Annotated in this window: 17 protein-coding genes; 5 read left to right on the top strand and 12 right to left on the bottom strand. The window is 60.0% G+C overall.

Annotation, left to right across the window (positions count from 1 at the left end; all coding sequences use genetic code 11):
* Positions 1–5 precede the first annotated feature (5 nt).
* Together RHSP_RS17675 and RHSP_RS17680 are read left to right on the top strand one after the other, a co-directional pair.
* Complete coding sequence (locus tag RHSP_RS17675) at positions 6–1,076, top strand: ABC transporter permease (protein ID WP_004120181.1); 1,071 nt, start codon at positions 6–8, stop codon at positions 1,074–1,076.
* A 40-nt stretch (positions 1,077–1,116) separates the two neighbouring features.
* Positions 1,117–2,211: an ABC transporter substrate-binding protein gene (locus tag RHSP_RS17680; RefSeq protein WP_004120185.1), complete on the top strand. Its 1,095-nt coding sequence runs from the start codon at positions 1,117–1,119 to the stop codon at positions 2,209–2,211.
* A gap of 51 nt (positions 2,212–2,262) precedes the next feature.
* Here the strand turns inward: RHSP_RS17680 and RHSP_RS17685 are convergent, their stop codons facing one another.
* The 5 genes from RHSP_RS17685 to RHSP_RS17705 all read right to left on the bottom strand — a co-directional run bounded on the left by RHSP_RS17685 (position 2,263) and on the right by RHSP_RS17705 (position 5,904).
* The gene (locus RHSP_RS17685; protein ID WP_037152639.1) at positions 2,263–3,288 is read right to left on the bottom strand and encodes a LacI family DNA-binding transcriptional regulator; all 1,026 of its coding nucleotides are present in this window, start codon (positions 3,286–3,288) and stop codon (positions 2,263–2,265) included.
* A gap of 133 nt (positions 3,289–3,421) precedes the next feature.
* The gene (locus RHSP_RS17690) at positions 3,422–3,754 is read right to left on the bottom strand and encodes a hypothetical protein (RefSeq protein WP_004120191.1); all 333 of its coding nucleotides are present in this window, start codon (positions 3,752–3,754) and stop codon (positions 3,422–3,424) included.
* The gene (locus tag RHSP_RS17695; protein ID WP_004120194.1) at positions 3,751–4,638 is read right to left on the bottom strand and encodes an NAD(P)-dependent oxidoreductase; all 888 of its coding nucleotides are present in this window, start codon (positions 4,636–4,638) and stop codon (positions 3,751–3,753) included. Before RHSP_RS17695 ends, RHSP_RS17690 begins: the two co-directional genes overlap by 4 nt.
* A complete protein-coding gene (locus tag RHSP_RS17700) occupies positions 4,635–5,171 on the bottom strand; it encodes a gluconokinase (RefSeq protein WP_004120196.1) in 537 nt (178 codons plus the stop codon). Before RHSP_RS17700 ends, RHSP_RS17695 begins: the two co-directional genes overlap by 4 nt.
* Complete coding sequence (locus tag RHSP_RS17705; RefSeq protein ID WP_037152727.1) at positions 5,146–5,904, bottom strand: SDR family oxidoreductase; 759 nt, start codon at positions 5,902–5,904, stop codon at positions 5,146–5,148. The genes RHSP_RS17700 and RHSP_RS17705 overlap by 26 nt, the downstream gene beginning before the upstream one ends.
* Positions 5,905–5,989: 85 nt before the next feature.
* Here RHSP_RS17705 and RHSP_RS17710 point away from each other — a divergent pair, with 85 nt between their 5' ends.
* Together RHSP_RS17710 and RHSP_RS17715 are read left to right on the top strand one after the other, a co-directional pair.
* Positions 5,990–6,937 (top strand): 2-hydroxyacid dehydrogenase, encoded by a 948-nt coding sequence (locus RHSP_RS17710; RefSeq protein ID WP_037152645.1) that lies wholly within the window; start codon positions 5,990–5,992, stop codon positions 6,935–6,937.
* A gap of 10 nt (positions 6,938–6,947) precedes the next feature.
* Entirely contained in the window at positions 6,948–7,979 is a 1,032-nt protein-coding gene (locus RHSP_RS17715) for an L-idonate 5-dehydrogenase (RefSeq protein ID WP_004120204.1), read from the top strand.
* A 62-nt stretch (positions 7,980–8,041) separates the two neighbouring features.
* On the opposite strand, the gene RHSP_RS17720 is transcribed toward RHSP_RS17715, so the two are convergent.
* On the bottom strand, positions 8,042–8,461 hold the full coding sequence (locus RHSP_RS17720; RefSeq protein WP_004120207.1) for a GlcG/HbpS family heme-binding protein: 420 nt from the start codon (positions 8,459–8,461) through the stop codon (positions 8,042–8,044).
* A 90-nt stretch (positions 8,462–8,551) separates the two neighbouring features.
* Between RHSP_RS17720 and RHSP_RS17725 the strand changes: the two genes are divergently transcribed.
* Complete coding sequence (locus tag RHSP_RS17725; protein WP_037152648.1) at positions 8,552–9,442, top strand: SMP-30/gluconolactonase/LRE family protein; 891 nt, start codon at positions 8,552–8,554, stop codon at positions 9,440–9,442.
* Between the two features lie 282 nt (positions 9,443–9,724).
* Here the strand turns inward: RHSP_RS17725 and RHSP_RS17730 are convergent, their stop codons facing one another.
* The 6 genes from RHSP_RS17730 to RHSP_RS17755 all read right to left on the bottom strand — a co-directional run bounded on the left by RHSP_RS17730 (position 9,725) and on the right by RHSP_RS17755 (position 14,423).
* A complete protein-coding gene (locus RHSP_RS17730; RefSeq protein ID WP_004120212.1) occupies positions 9,725–10,399 on the bottom strand; it encodes a 4-carboxy-4-hydroxy-2-oxoadipate aldolase/oxaloacetate decarboxylase in 675 nt (224 codons plus the stop codon).
* 153 nt (positions 10,400–10,552) lie between these two features.
* Positions 10,553–11,389, bottom strand: coding sequence for an ABC transporter substrate-binding protein (locus RHSP_RS17735; RefSeq protein ID WP_004120214.1), 837 nt, complete (start codon positions 11,387–11,389; stop codon positions 10,553–10,555).
* A 31-nt stretch (positions 11,390–11,420) separates the two neighbouring features.
* A complete protein-coding gene (locus RHSP_RS17740; RefSeq protein WP_004120216.1) occupies positions 11,421–12,188 on the bottom strand; it encodes an amino acid ABC transporter ATP-binding protein in 768 nt (255 codons plus the stop codon).
* A complete protein-coding gene (locus tag RHSP_RS17745) occupies positions 12,185–12,943 on the bottom strand; it encodes an amino acid ABC transporter permease (protein ID WP_004120218.1) in 759 nt (252 codons plus the stop codon). Before RHSP_RS17745 ends, RHSP_RS17740 begins: the two co-directional genes overlap by 4 nt.
* Complete coding sequence (locus RHSP_RS17750) at positions 12,940–13,647, bottom strand: amino acid ABC transporter permease (RefSeq protein ID WP_004120221.1); 708 nt, start codon at positions 13,645–13,647, stop codon at positions 12,940–12,942. Before RHSP_RS17750 ends, RHSP_RS17745 begins: the two co-directional genes overlap by 4 nt.
* Complete coding sequence (locus RHSP_RS17755) at positions 13,644–14,423, bottom strand: SDR family oxidoreductase (protein ID WP_004120224.1); 780 nt, start codon at positions 14,421–14,423, stop codon at positions 13,644–13,646. Before RHSP_RS17755 ends, RHSP_RS17750 begins: the two co-directional genes overlap by 4 nt.
* Between the last annotated feature and the right edge of the window lie 67 nt (positions 14,424–14,490).

Here is a 14,490-nt window from a genome sequence, read left to right on the forward strand (position 1 = left end):
ACATCATGCAATCGATCGAATCCAATGCACTTGAGCCAACTCGCGCCGAGCTTTCGTCAATGAGCTTCGGCCAGAAGATCCAGCGCCTGCTGCCGGTCTATGGCCTCGTCATCCTGACCGTCTTCCTGATCCTGCTTTTCTCCATTCTGCTGCCGCAGACCTTCCCGACGATGCTCAACCTGCGTTCGATCATTTCGGACAAGACGATCATCGCCATCCTGTCGCTGGCGGCGATGATCCCGATGGCGGCGGGACGCATCGATCTGACGATCGGCTATGGCATCGTGCTCTGGCATGTGCTTGCGATCAGCCTTCAGACGATGTTCGGGCTGCCCTGGCCTGTCGCCGTGCTGATCGTCATCGCCCTAGGCGCGCTGACCGGTTTTCTGAACGGCCTATTGGTGGAGGTCGCCAAGATCGACAGCTTCATCGCCACGCTCGGCACCGGCACGGTTCTTTATGCGATCGCGCTCTGGCATACGGGCGGCCGGCAGGTTGTGGGCATGCTGCCGCAAGGATTTTATGCACTGAACGGAACGATGGTTTTCGGCCTGCCGATCACCGGCATCTATGTTCTGGCGCTTGCTTTCGCGATGTGGATCGTCCTCGAATATCTGCCGATCGGCCGTTATGTCTATGCGATCGGTGCCAACCCGAAGGCTGCCGCCCTGAATGGCATCCCCGTCCGCCGCTTCGTCATCGGCGCGTTCATCACTTCAGGCACACTTGCCGCTGTCGCCGGCGTTCTGCTTGCTTCCAAGCTGCGCATCGGTCAGGCAAGCGTCGGGCTTGAATATCTCCTGCCTGCACTGGTCGGCGCCTTCCTCGGATCGACCACCATCAAGCCGGGCCGCGTCAACGTGTGGGGCACGATGATCGGCGTCATCATCCTGGCCGTCGGCATTGCCGGCATCCAACAATTCGGCGGCTCCTTCTATGTCGAGCCGTTGTTCAACGGTGTCACCTTGCTCGTCGCCATCGGTATAGCTGGCTATGCGCAGCGCCGTCGCAGCCATGCCGGGCGCATGGCGCCACCCCAGGCGTCGCAACTCTCCGCCAAGCCGGCGGAAGAATAAAAGTCATCTGCCATTCAAATGTTCAAAGGGAGGAGAAGACATGAATCGTAGACAATTCCTGCAAGCCGCAACCGCGGTACTGGTGCTTTGCGCCAGCCACGCCTATGCCGATCCGATGGCGGACGCCAAGGCCGTCGTTGACAAATATGCAACCCCGGTCGCCAAATGGGACGGCCCGACGACGGGACCGAAGGCGCAGGCTGGCAAGACCATCGTCGTGTTGGCGGGCGACCTCAAGAATGGCGGTATTCTCGGCGTCAGCAACGGTGTCGAAGAGGCGGCAAAAGCGATCGGCTGGCAGGTGAAGGTTCTCGATGGCGCAGGCTCCATCGGCGGACGCACGGCCGCGTTCGGCCAGGCGATAGCCCTGCAGCCTGCCGGCATCATCATCGACGGCTTCGATGCCGTCGAGCAGGGGCCTGCGCTGGAACAGGCAAAAGCCGCCAAGATCCCGCTGGTCGCCTGGCATGCCGGCCCGGTCATCGGTCCCGATGACAAGAACGGCCTCTTCGCCAATGTCAGCACCGATGCCATGGAAGTCTCGAAAGCCGCAGCCAACTGGGCATTCGCCGATGCCAAGGGCAAGCCGGGCGTCATCATCTTCACGGATTCGACCTATGCGATCGCCATTGCCAAGGCCGACAAGATGAAGCAGGAGATCGAACGGCTGGGCGGCAAAGTGCTCGAATATGTCGATACTCCGATCGCAGAGACATCTCAACGCATGCCGCAGCTCACGACCTCGCTCCTGCAGAGGTATGGTGACAGCTGGACGCACTCGCTCGCGATCAACGACCTTTATTTCGACTTCATGGGTCCGTCGCTTGCCTCCGCCGGCAAGGGCGGCACCGATGCGCCGATCAATGTTGCCGCCGGCGACGGTTCACAGTCGGCCTATGAGCGCATTCGCGCTGGTCAATATCAGAAGGTCACGGTCGCCGAGCCGCTCAATCTCCAGGGCTGGCAACTGGTCGATGAACTCAATCGTGCTTTCGCCGGCGAGAAATGGTCCGGCTATCTGTCGCCGCTGCATGTTGTAACGTCCGGCAACATCCAGTCCGACGGCGGCCCGAAAAACACGTTCGATCCGGACAATGGCTACAGAGATCAATACAAGAAGATCTGGGGCAAGTGATCCCGGCCATGGGAAGTGGCGCGGCTTGCAGGCCGCGCCATTTCGCTGAGCTTATACTGACGGCCGTCGGCTGCTTTCGCGCGCGATCAGCTGTGGCGAAATCTTAACGTCGGCGACAGTCTGCGTATCGTCCAGAATATCGAGGATCAATTGCGCGGTCCGCGCGCCGATTTCCCGCGCGAAAGCGTTGATCGTCGTCAGGGTCGGCACACAGACTTCGCCGATTTCATAATTGCCGAAACCGCCGATGGAAAAACGCTCGGGCACAGGGATTCCAAGCCGGCGACACTCCGTCAGTGCACCGTAGGCAGCAAGATCCGAGACGCAGACGACCGCTTCCGTATCCGGATAAAGTTCGATCAGCCTCGCCATGGCATTGGCGCCTTCCCGCATCGAAATCGGCGGCGATCCCGCCGCGATCAGCCTGGAAGCATCGAGGCCATGCGCTTGCATTGCCGCGACAAAGCCTAGTCTGCGCTCGCTACCGCGCGAATCCCGCTCGACATCGCCGCCGATGAAGGCGATACGCCGACAGCCGAGCGCGACGAAATGATCGACCATATCGCGCATGACGGCCCTATTGGAAAAGCCGACATAATGGCCGATCGGATCGGCCGGAATGTCCCAGGTCTCTATGACCGGGATTGCCACAGTCTGCAAAAGCCGGCGTGCGCGCTCCGTGTGCACACCGCCGGTCACGACAATCGCCTGGGGCTTGCGACGGAGCAATTGCTCGATCAGCCGCTCCTCTTCCTCGACATTGTAGTTGGTGTAGCCAAGCAGAATCTGCATGTCCCGCTTGGACAAGGTATCGGAGAGGCCACCAACCGTATCTGCGAAATTGGCATTGTTGATGGAAGGAATGGTGACCGCGACAAAGCCGGACTTTTGCGAACGCAGGTTGGAAGCTGTGCTGTCGAAGACATAGCCAAGCTCTTCCGCGGTTCTGAGGATCGCTTCGCGGGTCTCCGGGCTCACCAGGCTATCGGCCTTGAAGGCACGCGACACCGTCATGGGAGAAACCCCCATGACGCGGGCGATATCTGCCATGATAGGCTTTTTTCGATCGTTACTCATTGATGGCCTATGTTATCGTTACCATCAGAGTAATATGCCTCTTTCCTAAATGGCAAGAGGCACTGCAGGGTGTCGCGTTAGACGGTCACAGAACTTTGACGGCCCGGCGCTGGAAAACACCTTGCGAAACATCCTATAGCTGGAACTCATGCGCAAGCGTCACATGATGATGGATACGTCCCTCGAAAAACCGCGACAGCACCGCTTCCGTTGCCGCACGGGCTTCGGTGCGTACCGGGCTTGCAAGAGCCTTTTCCACGGCAGCCATGTCGGGATAGTTGACGGCTAGAATCATCGGAAATTCAGGCGCCCCTTCGTCGCGGGCCTCGGCAAAGGTAACTCTGACGTCGAGAGCGCCGGGAAACTGCTTCCATTTCGGCAGAATGGTTTCCATGACCGCCGTTCGAAACGCCTCTGCCTCCCCTTCCCTGACCTTGCCTTCGAATAATGCGTATCGGGTAATCATCCGGCGATCTCCTTGTTCGGCCCTTTGAAGAATTCCATCAATGCCGCCTGATCTTCACCGCCGAGCCCGGAAGCCGTCAGCATGCGGTGGATCTCGGCGCAGACCGCCGTCAGCGGCATTGCGGTATTGGTACGCCGGGCGAGATCCTGAGCGCCGTTCAGATCCTTGACCATGTTGTCGATCCGGCCGGTCCGGCGATAATCCTTGGTCACGTAGCGCGGCATATATTCCTGCAGAATGGCGCTGTCGGCCCTGCCGCCCTTCAGCGCCTGCGGGATCTTGGCGGCATCGACGCCGGCGTCAAGCGCCAGCTGCGTCGCCTCCGCAACCGCGAGAAAGTTCAATGCGCACAGAACCTGATTGATGAGCTTGGTGGTCTGACCGGCGCCGACAGGCCCCATATGCGTATAATTCGATGCCACATGACGCAGAACCTGATGCGCATCCAGAACATCCCGTTCGCTGCCGCCGGCCATCAGGGTCAATTGGCCGGTCAAGGCCTTCGGCGCACCGCCGGAAAGCGGGCTGTCCACCCAGCGCAATCCCCTATCTGCCGCTTCTGCGGCGATCGCCTTCGTCGCGTCGGGATCGATCGACGACATATCGATAATCAGCGCGCCCGGCCTTGCGCCTGCGGCAACGCCTTCAAGCCCGAACACCGCAGCATGAATGATCTTCGGCGAATTGAGGCTCAGTATGACGAAATCGGAAACAGCTGCCGCCGCAGCCGCGCTGGCGGCTGCCGTGGCACCTTTTGCGGTGAGCGCGGCAACCTTGTCCTTGTCGAGATCGAAAACCGTCAGGTTGTTGCCGGTTTCCACTAGGCGAGCGCCGATCGCCCCGCCCATTGCGCCGGCGCCGATCAGCGCCACCTTATTGCTCATGATTGCCTCTCCTCCAATGCTGTCATGATGGCCGCAACGACCATATCCAGCGGCTGATCAATATCGACGGTAATCGCTTCTTCGTCAGCACCGGGCGGTTCGAGAGCAGCAAATTGACTGTCGAGCAATGCCGGCGGCATGAAGTGATCCCGCCTTGCCTGCAAACGTCTCAGGATGGTTTCCCGCGTGCCGGCCAGATGAATGAACGAAACCGGCGCGCCGACGACCTCCCGGATCCGGTCGCGATAGCTACGCCTCAGCGCCGAACATCCAATCAGCGCCGTGTCATCCGCCAAAGCCAGACACTGACCGATCTTGTCGAGCCAGGGCCATCGATCGCCGTCGGTCAACGCAATGCCTGCGCTCATCTTGGCGACATTGGCCGCGGGATGAAGATCATCCCCGTCGACATAAATACCGCCAAGGCGCTGCGCGAGCGCTGAGCCGACCGACGACTTGCCGCAGCCGCTGACCCCCATGACGACGAAGCGGCGCGGCTCTGCGCCATCAGAGCGAGGCTGTGATGCCGCCATCGACATAGAGCACATGACCGTTGACAAAGGAGGAAGCGTCGGAGGCTAGGAAAATACAGGCGCCGACCAGTTCTTCGACGCGCCCCCAACGACCGGCGGGCGTGCGCTTTTCGAGCCAAGCCGAGAAATCCGCATCGGCGACGAGAGCCGCGTTCAATGGCGTATCGAAATAACCGGGCGCAATCGCATTGCATTGCAGCCCATACTTGGCCCAGTCCGTCGCCATGCCCTTGGTCAGATTGCCGACAGCGCCCTTCGTCGCCGTGTAGGGCGCGATCGAGGGACGCGCCAGTGCCGTCTGCACGCTTGCGATGTTGATGATCTTTCCGGCACCGCGCTTGATCATGTGGCGGGCGACGGCCTGACCGACATTGAAGACGCTCGATATGTTCGTGCGCAGAAGCCGCTCGAAAGCATCGGCCGGAAAATCCTCGAGCGGCGTGCGGAATTGCATGCCGGCATTGTTGACGAGGATATCGATCGCACCCGTATCGGCCTCGAACGCATCGACGGCCTGCCGCGCAGCCTCATGATCGGTGGCATCGAATGCCAAAACATGCGCCTTGCTTTCGAAGCTCTCAGCCGCCTTGGCGAGCTTTTCCTTATCGCGGCCGTTGAGCACGAGCTCTGCGCCGGCCGACGCCAGCCCCTTGGCGAGCGCGAGCCCGATGCCTTGGGAAGAACCCGTCACCAGGGCGCGCCGCCCTTTCAGATCGAAAAGACCAAGAGACATCGCTTCCTCCATTTTTATCTCGACAATCATCGCTGCCCCTGTTTATGTTATCGATAACATTCGATGTCAAGAGAGGACGCAAAAGATGGACAAGCCACCGATCCTGCAGATTGGCCCCTACCCGCAATGGGATCAGGAGCCGCTCGATGCGACGTTTCAGGTTCATCGCTATTTCGAGGCTGCCGACAAGGAAAAACTGCTCGCCGAAGTCGGGCCGTCGATCAGGGCCATTGCGACACGGGGTGAGCTCGGCGCCAACCGCGCCGTGATCGAAGCCTGCCCCAAACTGGAAGTCATTTCGGTCTATGGCGTCGGCTTCGACGCTGTCGACCTGCAAGCCTGCCGCGAACGCGGGATCCGCGTCACCAATACACCCGACGTTCTGACCAATGACGTTGCGGACCTGGGGATTGCTATGATGCTCTGCCAATCACGCGGCATGATCGGTGCGGAAACCTGGGTACGTGATGGCAGCTGGGCGCAAAAGGGCCTTTACCCCCTCAAGCGCCGGGTCTGGGGACGGCGTGCCGGTGTGCTCGGCCTCGGCCGCATCGGCTTCGAGGTCGCCAAGCGCCTGAAGGGCTTCGACATGCAGATTGCCTATTCCGATGTCGAGGCAAAGCCCTATGCATCAGACATGACATTCGTGGCCGATCCGGTCGAGCTGGCTAAACAATCGGATTTCCTGTTCGTGACGCTCGCCGCTTCGGCTGCAACCCGGCATATTGTCGGTCATAAGGTAATCGAGGCGCTCGGACCGGAAGGCATGCTGATCAACATATCCAGAGCCTCCAATATCGACGAGGAAGCGCTTTTAGGGGCATTGGAGACCGGCAAGCTCGGATCGGCAGCGCTCGACGTCTTCGAAGGCGAACCGAAGCTTAATCCGCGTTTCCTGGCGCTCGACAACGTGCTCCTGCAACCTCATCATGCCTCCGGCACGATCGAGACGCGCAAGGCCATGGGCCAGCTTGTCCGCGACAATCTCACTGCCCATTTCGCCGGCCAGGCGCTGCCGACACCCGTTCTTTGAGGAGCAAGACATGAAAGCCATCGTCGCTCACGCCGCCAAGGATGTGCGGATCGAGGATCGTCCGGAGGAAGAACCGGGTGCGGGAGAAGTGAAATTGAAGCTCGCGACCGGCGGGGTCTGCGGCAGCGATCTTCATTACTACCACCATGGCGGCTTCGGCACGGTGCGCCTGAAGGAGCCGATGATCCTTGGGCACGAGGTCAGTGCGACCGTGGTCGCACTTGGCCCCGGCGCGCAAGGCCTCGAGGTCGGCCAACTCGTCGCCGTTTCCCCTTCCCGCCCGTGCCGGACCTGTCGCTACTGCCTGCAGGGATTGCCCAATCAATGCCTCAACATGCGCTTTTATGGCAGCGCCATGCCCTTCCCGCATATTCAGGGTGCATTTCGCGAGACGCTGGTCGCCGACGCCATCCAATGCGTGCCCGCCGATGGCCTGACCCCCGGCGAAGCGGCGATGGCAGAACCCCTGGCGGTCACCTTGCATGCAACGAGACGCGCCGGCGAGATGCTCGGCAAGCGCGTTCTCGTCACCGGCTGCGGCCCGATCGGTGTCCTGTCGATCCTGGCGGCGCGCCGGGCGGGTGCCGCCGAGATCGTGGCGACCGACCTTTCGGATTTCACACTGTCGCTTGCCAAGACCGCCGGCGCCGACAGGATCATCAACACGAAGAATGAGCCCGAAGCCCTTGCCGCCTATTCCGCAGATAAGGGCACCTTCGACGTGCTCTATGAATGCTCAGGCGCAGCCGCAGCGCTGGTCGGCGGCATTGCAGCCCTTCGTCCGCGCGGCATCATCGTGCAGCTCGGCCTCGGCGGCGACATGAGCCTGCCGATGATGGCGATCACCGCCAAGGAACTGGAGCTGCGCGGCTCCTTCCGCTTCCACGAGGAATTTGCGGTCGGTGTCGACCTGATGCGCAAGCGCCTTATCGATGTGCGGCCGCTGATAACGCATACCGTGCCGCTTGCCGACGCGATCAGCGCCTTCGAAATCGCCTCGGATCGCAGCAAGGCCATGAAGGCGCAAATCGTCTTTGCCTGATCCCGCCAGCGTGTATGAAATCCGCCCGTCGCAAGGCGGGCGGATTTCACACGAGATAATCTCTACTCAAGATCCGCGCCGATCGCCTTAAGGGCGGCGCGTGCCACCTGCTCGTCCTGTTCTCCAGAGCCTGATCCCACGCCGATCCCGCCGAGAAGTTCGCCGGCAACCCGGATCGGCAAGCCCCCGCGCAAACCCGTCATCCCGCCATGGGTGGCAACCGCCAGCGGCACTCTCGCATGTTCCGGCAGGGAGTGGCTGAGTGCGCCGATGGAAGCGGCCGTCTGTGCCTTGGCAGTTGCGCTTTTGAGCGACTGGAAGCGTGAACCGCGCATGCGGAAGGAACCAAGCGTTACCCCGCTCTGATCCACGATGACAATGCACTGCGGTTGCCGCATCTGCGATGCTGCGCTGATGGCAGCGGTCAGCAAGGTCATCACACCTTCGTCGCTCAGAACACTCGATGTCAGAATATGGTTCATACACAATCCTCCCCGCTTGCGGACTCATCTGAATAGGTTATCGATAACACATCGAACAGACGGTGTAACTTTATGGGAGGTATTGTCGCAATGTCGTTCTTCGAGATCATAGATCCCGCCTTCGGGACGTTCGTCCTCGGCAATGCTCCGGTCAAGCAGATCGCCACCGGCTTCGATTGGGTCGAGGGGCCGGTCTGGTTCGGGGATCTGAATTGCCTGCTCTTCTCCGACATTCCCAACAACCGCATCATGCGCTGGATACCCGGCGTCGGCATCAGCGTCTTTCGCGAGCCTTCCAATTTCTCCAATGGCCATACGCGCGACCGGCAGGGCCGCCTCGTCAGCTGCGAGCATGGCGGCAGGCGGGTGACGCGCACCGAATTCGACGGATCGATCACGGTGATCGCCGACAGCTATCAGGGCAAGCGTCTGAATTCGCCTAACGATGTCGTCGTCACCTCCGACGGCGCCATCTGGTTCAGCGATCCACATTATGGCATCGCCACGGATTACGAGGGGTACAGAAGCGAGCAGCAATTGCCCTGCAATGTCTATCGTGTCGATCCATCCGGCACGATGCAGGCGGTGCTGACCGATTTCCATTGCCCGAACGGGCTTGCCTTCAGCCGGGACGAGAAGAAGCTCTATGTCGCCGATACCGGCCGTATCCACAGCGGCGATCCGCAGCATATCCGCGTCTTCAATGTCGATGAAAATTGGCGCCTCTCCGGCGGCGGCGTGTTCCATGTGATCTCGCCTGGCTGCGCCGATGGCATGCGGCTCGACAGCGACGGCAACCTTTGGTCATCCGCAGCCGACGGCGTTCATTGCATCGCGCCCGACGGGCATCTCATGGGTAAAATCCTGGTGCCGGAAACCGTATCCAATCTATGCTTCGGCGGTCGCGGCAAGCACAGGCTTTTCATAACGGCGACCACCAGCGTCTACGCAATTTCGCTCAACCGGAGCGGTGCGCTCTGATAAAGGGCTCTCGCCCAAAGCCATCTGTCGTCGCCAGCCTTGTCGATCAACCGGCGCATACGTTCGACGATGCCGTCGCTATCCACGACGGCATCGTCCAAGTCGGCAAGCTACGACATATGATAACCGGGCTGTAGACAAAGCGGCACATGGGAACAGTGCGACTGGGCCTCGCGCGCATAGGCCTCGTCGAATACGAGGATCTTCTGTGCGATCGACGGCTTGCGGCCTAACCATGCGCCGACGGACGGCGAAAAGCGCCCGGTTGACCCAAGGGGGTCGTCAGCCGGCCACGATCAGACCCTTGGCCTTCAACACGGGTTCAAGTTTGCTGACTTCGATCACCGTCTTACCCTGCTTATAGGCTTCGATATAACCTGCCTCGGCATCGTCACGCGCCTGCGAAAGCCGCGCTACCTCTTGCGCTTCCTCTCTGCGAACGACAACGAGACCGTCCGCGTCTCCGATGACGATATCGCCCGGATTGATGATCTCTCCGCCGACGATGATCTGATCGTTGACGGCTGCGATCGTCTCCTTGACCGTGCCCTTGATGCAGACACTGAGCGAGAAGACCGGAAACCCAAGCTCTCTCAACTGCAGCGTGTCGCGCACACCGGTATCGGTCACCAATCCACCGATGCCCTTGGCAAGGCAGGCATTGGCCAGAACATCGCCGAATGAGCCCGCTTCCTCATATTCGCCGGCGGACACGACGACGATGTCGCCCGGCTTGGCGTAGTTGATCGCAAGCTGCAGCATGATGTTGTCGCGCGGCGCGCACTTCACCGTGAACGCTGGCCCGCAGAGCTTCATGCGATAGTCCACCGGCTTCAGGCGCGAGGAAAGTGCGCCGCGGCGCCCCTGGGCCTCATGGATCGTTGCAGGCGAGAATTTGGAGAGCGCGTCGATGTCTGCCTTGCTCGGTCGCTCGGCGATATCTTTGATGTGGGTCATGGTAACTTCTCACGGTTGGGCCAGCGGCGCGCATACCGCCGCCGGCAATGAGCGATTTTCGGAAGGATGATTGATCGGACGCTGGAGCTTTTCCAGGAAAAGTGCGCCGCGGTTTTCCGTCCGGAATGCGCAAAGAAACAAGAGGATAGAGCGTCAGGGAATTGGGTCGAACTTCAATTCGGAAATCGGTACGACCTTTTCGGTGCGGGTCATTTTATATTCCGTGTTCGGACCGAGCCATTTTTCCCAGATCTTGCCGATCTCGCCCGCTTCGTCGAGTTTGTGCAGGACTGCGTTGATCTTTGCGGTCAGCGCAGGCTGGTCCTTTTGCATGCCGATACCGACCGGCTCCAAAAGCATCGGCTCATCGATCATGCGCATCTGCTTGCCCTTCGTCTTCGACTCGTTGACAAGCAGCGTCGTCGTCATCGTATTGGCCACAAGGCCCCGCGCCTTTCCCTGTTGAACGGCAAGATAGGCGGAGCCGGTATCCTGGAAGGTCAGCGGATCGGACTTGTTGAGCTTGATCGCCAGCTCCGAGGTCGAGCCCTTGGTCGAGGCAAGGCGTTTGCCTTCGAAATCGCCCTTCTTCTTGCCGGCATCATCGGCGGGAACAATGAGCATTTCCTTGGCAACATAATAGGGGTCGCTGAACTGGATCTGCTCGGCGCGGCTCAGCGTGTAGGCAAGGTTGGCGACCGTGATGTCGACGCGGCCAAGCTTGACCTCGGGGACGCGCGCTTCGACCGAAATCGGCTTGATCTCAGCTTTCACGCCAAGTTCATTTGCAATCGCCTTGCACAGATCGACGTCGAACCCGACCATTTCGCGGGTCTTCGGGTCCGGTGAGGAAAAGGGTGGAACGTCGGCATAGGTCGCGCAGCGCAGCGTCTTTGCCGACATGATGGTGTCGAGCTGATCTGCCTTGGCCGGCAGGGCTATGGCGATGCCGGAAAGCGCCAGTGTCGCGGTGAAGCATTTCCAGTTCATAGCTGTTCTCCTTGTTATTGATTTCAAATGCTTAGTGGCGCAGATCGGAAAGAAAGCGCTGCGCTCTGGGATGACGTGGATTTTTGAAGAACTCCTCAGGCGGAGCAGTCTCCAGGATCTCGCCGGCGTCGATGAACCAAATCCGATCAGCGACATCGCGGGCAAAGCCCATTTCATGCGTGACGCAGAGCATGGTCATTCCTTCGGCCGCCAGGCTTTTCATGACGCTGAGCACTTCGCCCACCATTTCGGGGTCAAGTGCGCTCGTCGGTTCGTCGAAGAGCATGACGGGCGGCTCCATCGCGAGCGCACGGGCGATTGCGACGCGCTGCTGCTGACCACCTGAAAGCTGACCGGGATAGGAATTCGCCCTGTCGGCAAGACCAACGCGATGAAGCAGCGCGATGGCCTTCTCGCGCGCCACCTTTGCCGATACGCCCTTGACCCGGATCGGCGACATCGAAACGTTGTCGACAACCGACAAATGGGGAAACAGGTTGAAATTCTGAAAAACGAAGCCGATCCGGCTGCGCAGCCGATTGAGCTCGGCAGCGCCCATCGGGGCATGAATATTCTTGCCCTCGAAGCTTATCGACCCGCTATTGATCTCCTCCAGCCGGTTGACCGTACGGATCAGGGTGGACTTGCCGGAACCGGACGGCCCGCAAATGACAACCACCTCGCCGCGGCTGACGTCGGCATTGATGTTGTTCAACACCTGGTAATGACCGTAACTCTTGCAGACCTCGCGAAGACGTATCTCCTGAGCGTCCTGCGAACTGGAAACTGGGATGCTCATAGCTGCTCCGTGAATGTCTTGAGAGGAACGACGTCGGTGCGAAGGCCAACTTTGCGCGGTCCCGCGCGCCTGCGGGCGATGCGCTTTTCGACGCTGTTGGCGACTTGGGTCAGGCTCCAGCAGAGGAGATAATAAGCCACAGCGAGGATCAGAAAGACCTGGAAAGGCTGCGAGAGCAGCTGGTTGTTCACCTGGCTTGCCGCAAAGGTCAGATCCGGCACATTGATGACGTAGCCAAGCGTCGTATCCTTGATCGTCGAGACGAAAGTCGAAATCATGCTCGGGATCATGTTGTAGAGCGCCTGCGGCAGGATCACGAAACGCATCGCTCCGATGTAACTATGGCCGAGAGCCCGGGCGGCGTCCATTTGCCCTTGACCGAGCGAGACGATGCCGGCCCGCACGACCTCGCTGAGGAAGGCCCCTTCATAGATGACAAGCGTTACCAGCATGATCAGGAAGCTCGGCACGTCGGCGCCGGTCCAAAGCGGAACGATGAAATAGGACCAAAGGATCAGCATCAGCAGCGGAACGCCGCGTGTGATGTAGACGAGCCCTGTCACCGGCCATCTCAGCACCGCCCATTTGGAAAGGCGGGCCATGGCGAGCAGAATGCTGACAGGGAATGCAAGCGCGATGGCAAGCACTGAAAGGATGAGCGTATTGGCAAGGCCGCCCAGCGGGCCGTTGGGATACTGGCCAATGAGCAATAAAAGCCAATAGTCGTGGATGATTTTGATGACGTCCTGGATCACGCGCGCGCCCTCCGCACCGGATCCGAGCGCACGGAGAGATACGCACCCAAAACCATGATGATGAGCGAGAAGAACAGATAGATGACCGTACCGATCAGATAGATCTCAAACGTGCGAAAGCTGACATTGTCGATTTCCTTTATCGCATGCGTCAGCTCCGACGCGCCGACGACAATGGCAAGGCTGCTGTTTTTGAAAAGGGACACACTGTGATTGATCAGCGGCGGCAGCGCATTGCGCAGGCCCTGCGGCATGATCACGAAACGCATGGCGGAGACATAACCATGCCCGAGCGCCTTGGCAGCCTCCATCTGGCCGGAACCGACCGAGCGCAGGCCGGACCGCAGGTCCTCGCTGAAATAGGCCGCTTGGCACAACCCAAGCCCGATGACAGCGAATATGGCTTCGGCATTGTGGTTGGCGAGCCAGTCGGTGACGCCTTGCGGCATCAGCGAATAGATCCCGAAATACCAAAGCATGAGCTGCACGAGCGTCGGGACATTGCGATGATAGGAGACGTAGGCCTTCACGATCGGATCGCCAATGCGAAGCGGCGACATCCGAAACGCGAACAGCAGAATGGCGAGCGTCATGGCGAGCAGCCAGGAGCCGATGTAGATGACGAAAGTCATCTCGATGCCCTGCAGAAGCATCGCCCGATAGTCCGGATTGGTCAGGATGGCGGAAAGATCGAAGCCGCTCACCGCTTTGCGCCTTCCGCATCATACGTTGCAGCAGGCGTCTCAGGTTTCGCCGTCTGAAGGCCGCCCATCACCTGCAATGTCGGTGTGATCTCCATATGGCCGATATTGACGGCAACAGGCGCTGAAATCGCAAAGGCGATGGCGTCAGCGATATCGGCGGCCTGCGGCAATTCAAACCCGTCGATGAAGCGCTCACGCACACTCGGATCATTGCCATGGACATGGTTGAAAATATCGGTCGCGACGCGGCCGGGGCAGATTTCGGTCACGCGGACCCGTTTGCCGAAGGCATCGATGCGCAGCTGGTTCGACAGCATGGCGACGCCCGCCTTGACGGCATGATAGGTGGAGTTGCCACCGAAATTATAATTGCCGGCAATCGAGGAGATGTTGATGACATGTCCGCGGTCGCGGGCCACCATTCCGGGCACGATCAGACGGCAGATATGCAGGACGGCGCGGAGATTGACGTCGATGAGGAGATCGATGTCCTCTGCGTCCGCCTGAAGGAATTTCTTCGGCCGATCGACGCCGGCGTTGTTGACCAGAATGTCGAACTGAACAAGGTTTGCAAGATCGGCGATGGCTGCACGATCCGTCACATCGATGACGTGCGCGATGCATCCCGTACGCTCGGCCAGTTCTTTCAAGGCACCGGCGCTGCGGGCGATCGCGTGCACCTCGATACCCTCACGGCAAAGCCGCTCCACCACTGCAGCGCCGATACCGGAGGAAGCGCCGGTGACCAGCGCGGTCTTGTAATCGGAGAATGGCATTGTGATCCCCTTGTTGTTGTCACGGACATTAGCGGAGCTTCAACTCCTTGCCTAAGACCGATTATTT

It is taken from the genome of Rhizobium freirei PRF 81, from assembly GCF_000359745.1.
Taxonomy (GTDB): Bacteria; Pseudomonadota; Alphaproteobacteria; order Rhizobiales; family Rhizobiaceae; genus Rhizobium; species Rhizobium freirei.

Excerpts from the sequence above, each read along its gene's own strand:
- RHSP_RS17675 (WP_004120181.1), top strand. The coding sequence starts at position 6 with ATGCAATCGATCGAATCCAATGCACTTGAGCCAACTCGCGCCGAGCTT.
- RHSP_RS17680 (WP_004120185.1), top strand. The coding sequence starts at position 1,117 with ATGAATCGTAGACAATTCCTGCAAGCCGCAACCGCGGTACTGGTGCTT.
- RHSP_RS17685 (WP_037152639.1), bottom strand. The coding sequence starts at position 3,288 with ATGAGTAACGATCGAAAAAAGCCTATCATGGCAGATATCGCCCGCGTC.
- RHSP_RS17690 (WP_004120191.1), bottom strand. The coding sequence starts at position 3,754 with ATGATTACCCGATACGCATTATTCGAAGGCAAGGTCAGGGAAGGGGAG.
- RHSP_RS17695 (WP_004120194.1), bottom strand. The coding sequence starts at position 4,638 with ATGAGCAATAAGGTGGCGCTGATCGGCGCCGGCGCAATGGGCGGGGCG.
- RHSP_RS17700 (WP_004120196.1), bottom strand. The coding sequence starts at position 5,171 with ATGGCGGCATCACAGCCTCGCTCTGATGGCGCAGAGCCGCGCCGCTTC.
- RHSP_RS17705 (WP_037152727.1), bottom strand. The coding sequence starts at position 5,904 with ATGTCTCTTGGTCTTTTCGATCTGAAAGGGCGGCGCGCCCTGGTGACG.
- RHSP_RS17710 (WP_037152645.1), top strand. The coding sequence starts at position 5,990 with ATGGACAAGCCACCGATCCTGCAGATTGGCCCCTACCCGCAATGGGAT.
- RHSP_RS17715 (WP_004120204.1), top strand. The coding sequence starts at position 6,948 with ATGAAAGCCATCGTCGCTCACGCCGCCAAGGATGTGCGGATCGAGGAT.
- RHSP_RS17720 (WP_004120207.1), bottom strand. The coding sequence starts at position 8,461 with ATGAACCATATTCTGACATCGAGTGTTCTGAGCGACGAAGGTGTGATG.
- RHSP_RS17725 (WP_037152648.1), top strand. The coding sequence starts at position 8,552 with ATGTCGTTCTTCGAGATCATAGATCCCGCCTTCGGGACGTTCGTCCTC.
- RHSP_RS17730 (WP_004120212.1), bottom strand. The coding sequence starts at position 10,399 with ATGACCCACATCAAAGATATCGCCGAGCGACCGAGCAAGGCAGACATC.
- RHSP_RS17735 (WP_004120214.1), bottom strand. The coding sequence starts at position 11,389 with ATGAACTGGAAATGCTTCACCGCGACACTGGCGCTTTCCGGCATCGCC.
- RHSP_RS17740 (WP_004120216.1), bottom strand. The coding sequence starts at position 12,188 with ATGAGCATCCCAGTTTCCAGTTCGCAGGACGCTCAGGAGATACGTCTT.
- RHSP_RS17755 (WP_004120224.1), bottom strand. The coding sequence starts at position 14,423 with ATGCCATTCTCCGATTACAAGACCGCGCTGGTCACCGGCGCTTCCTCC.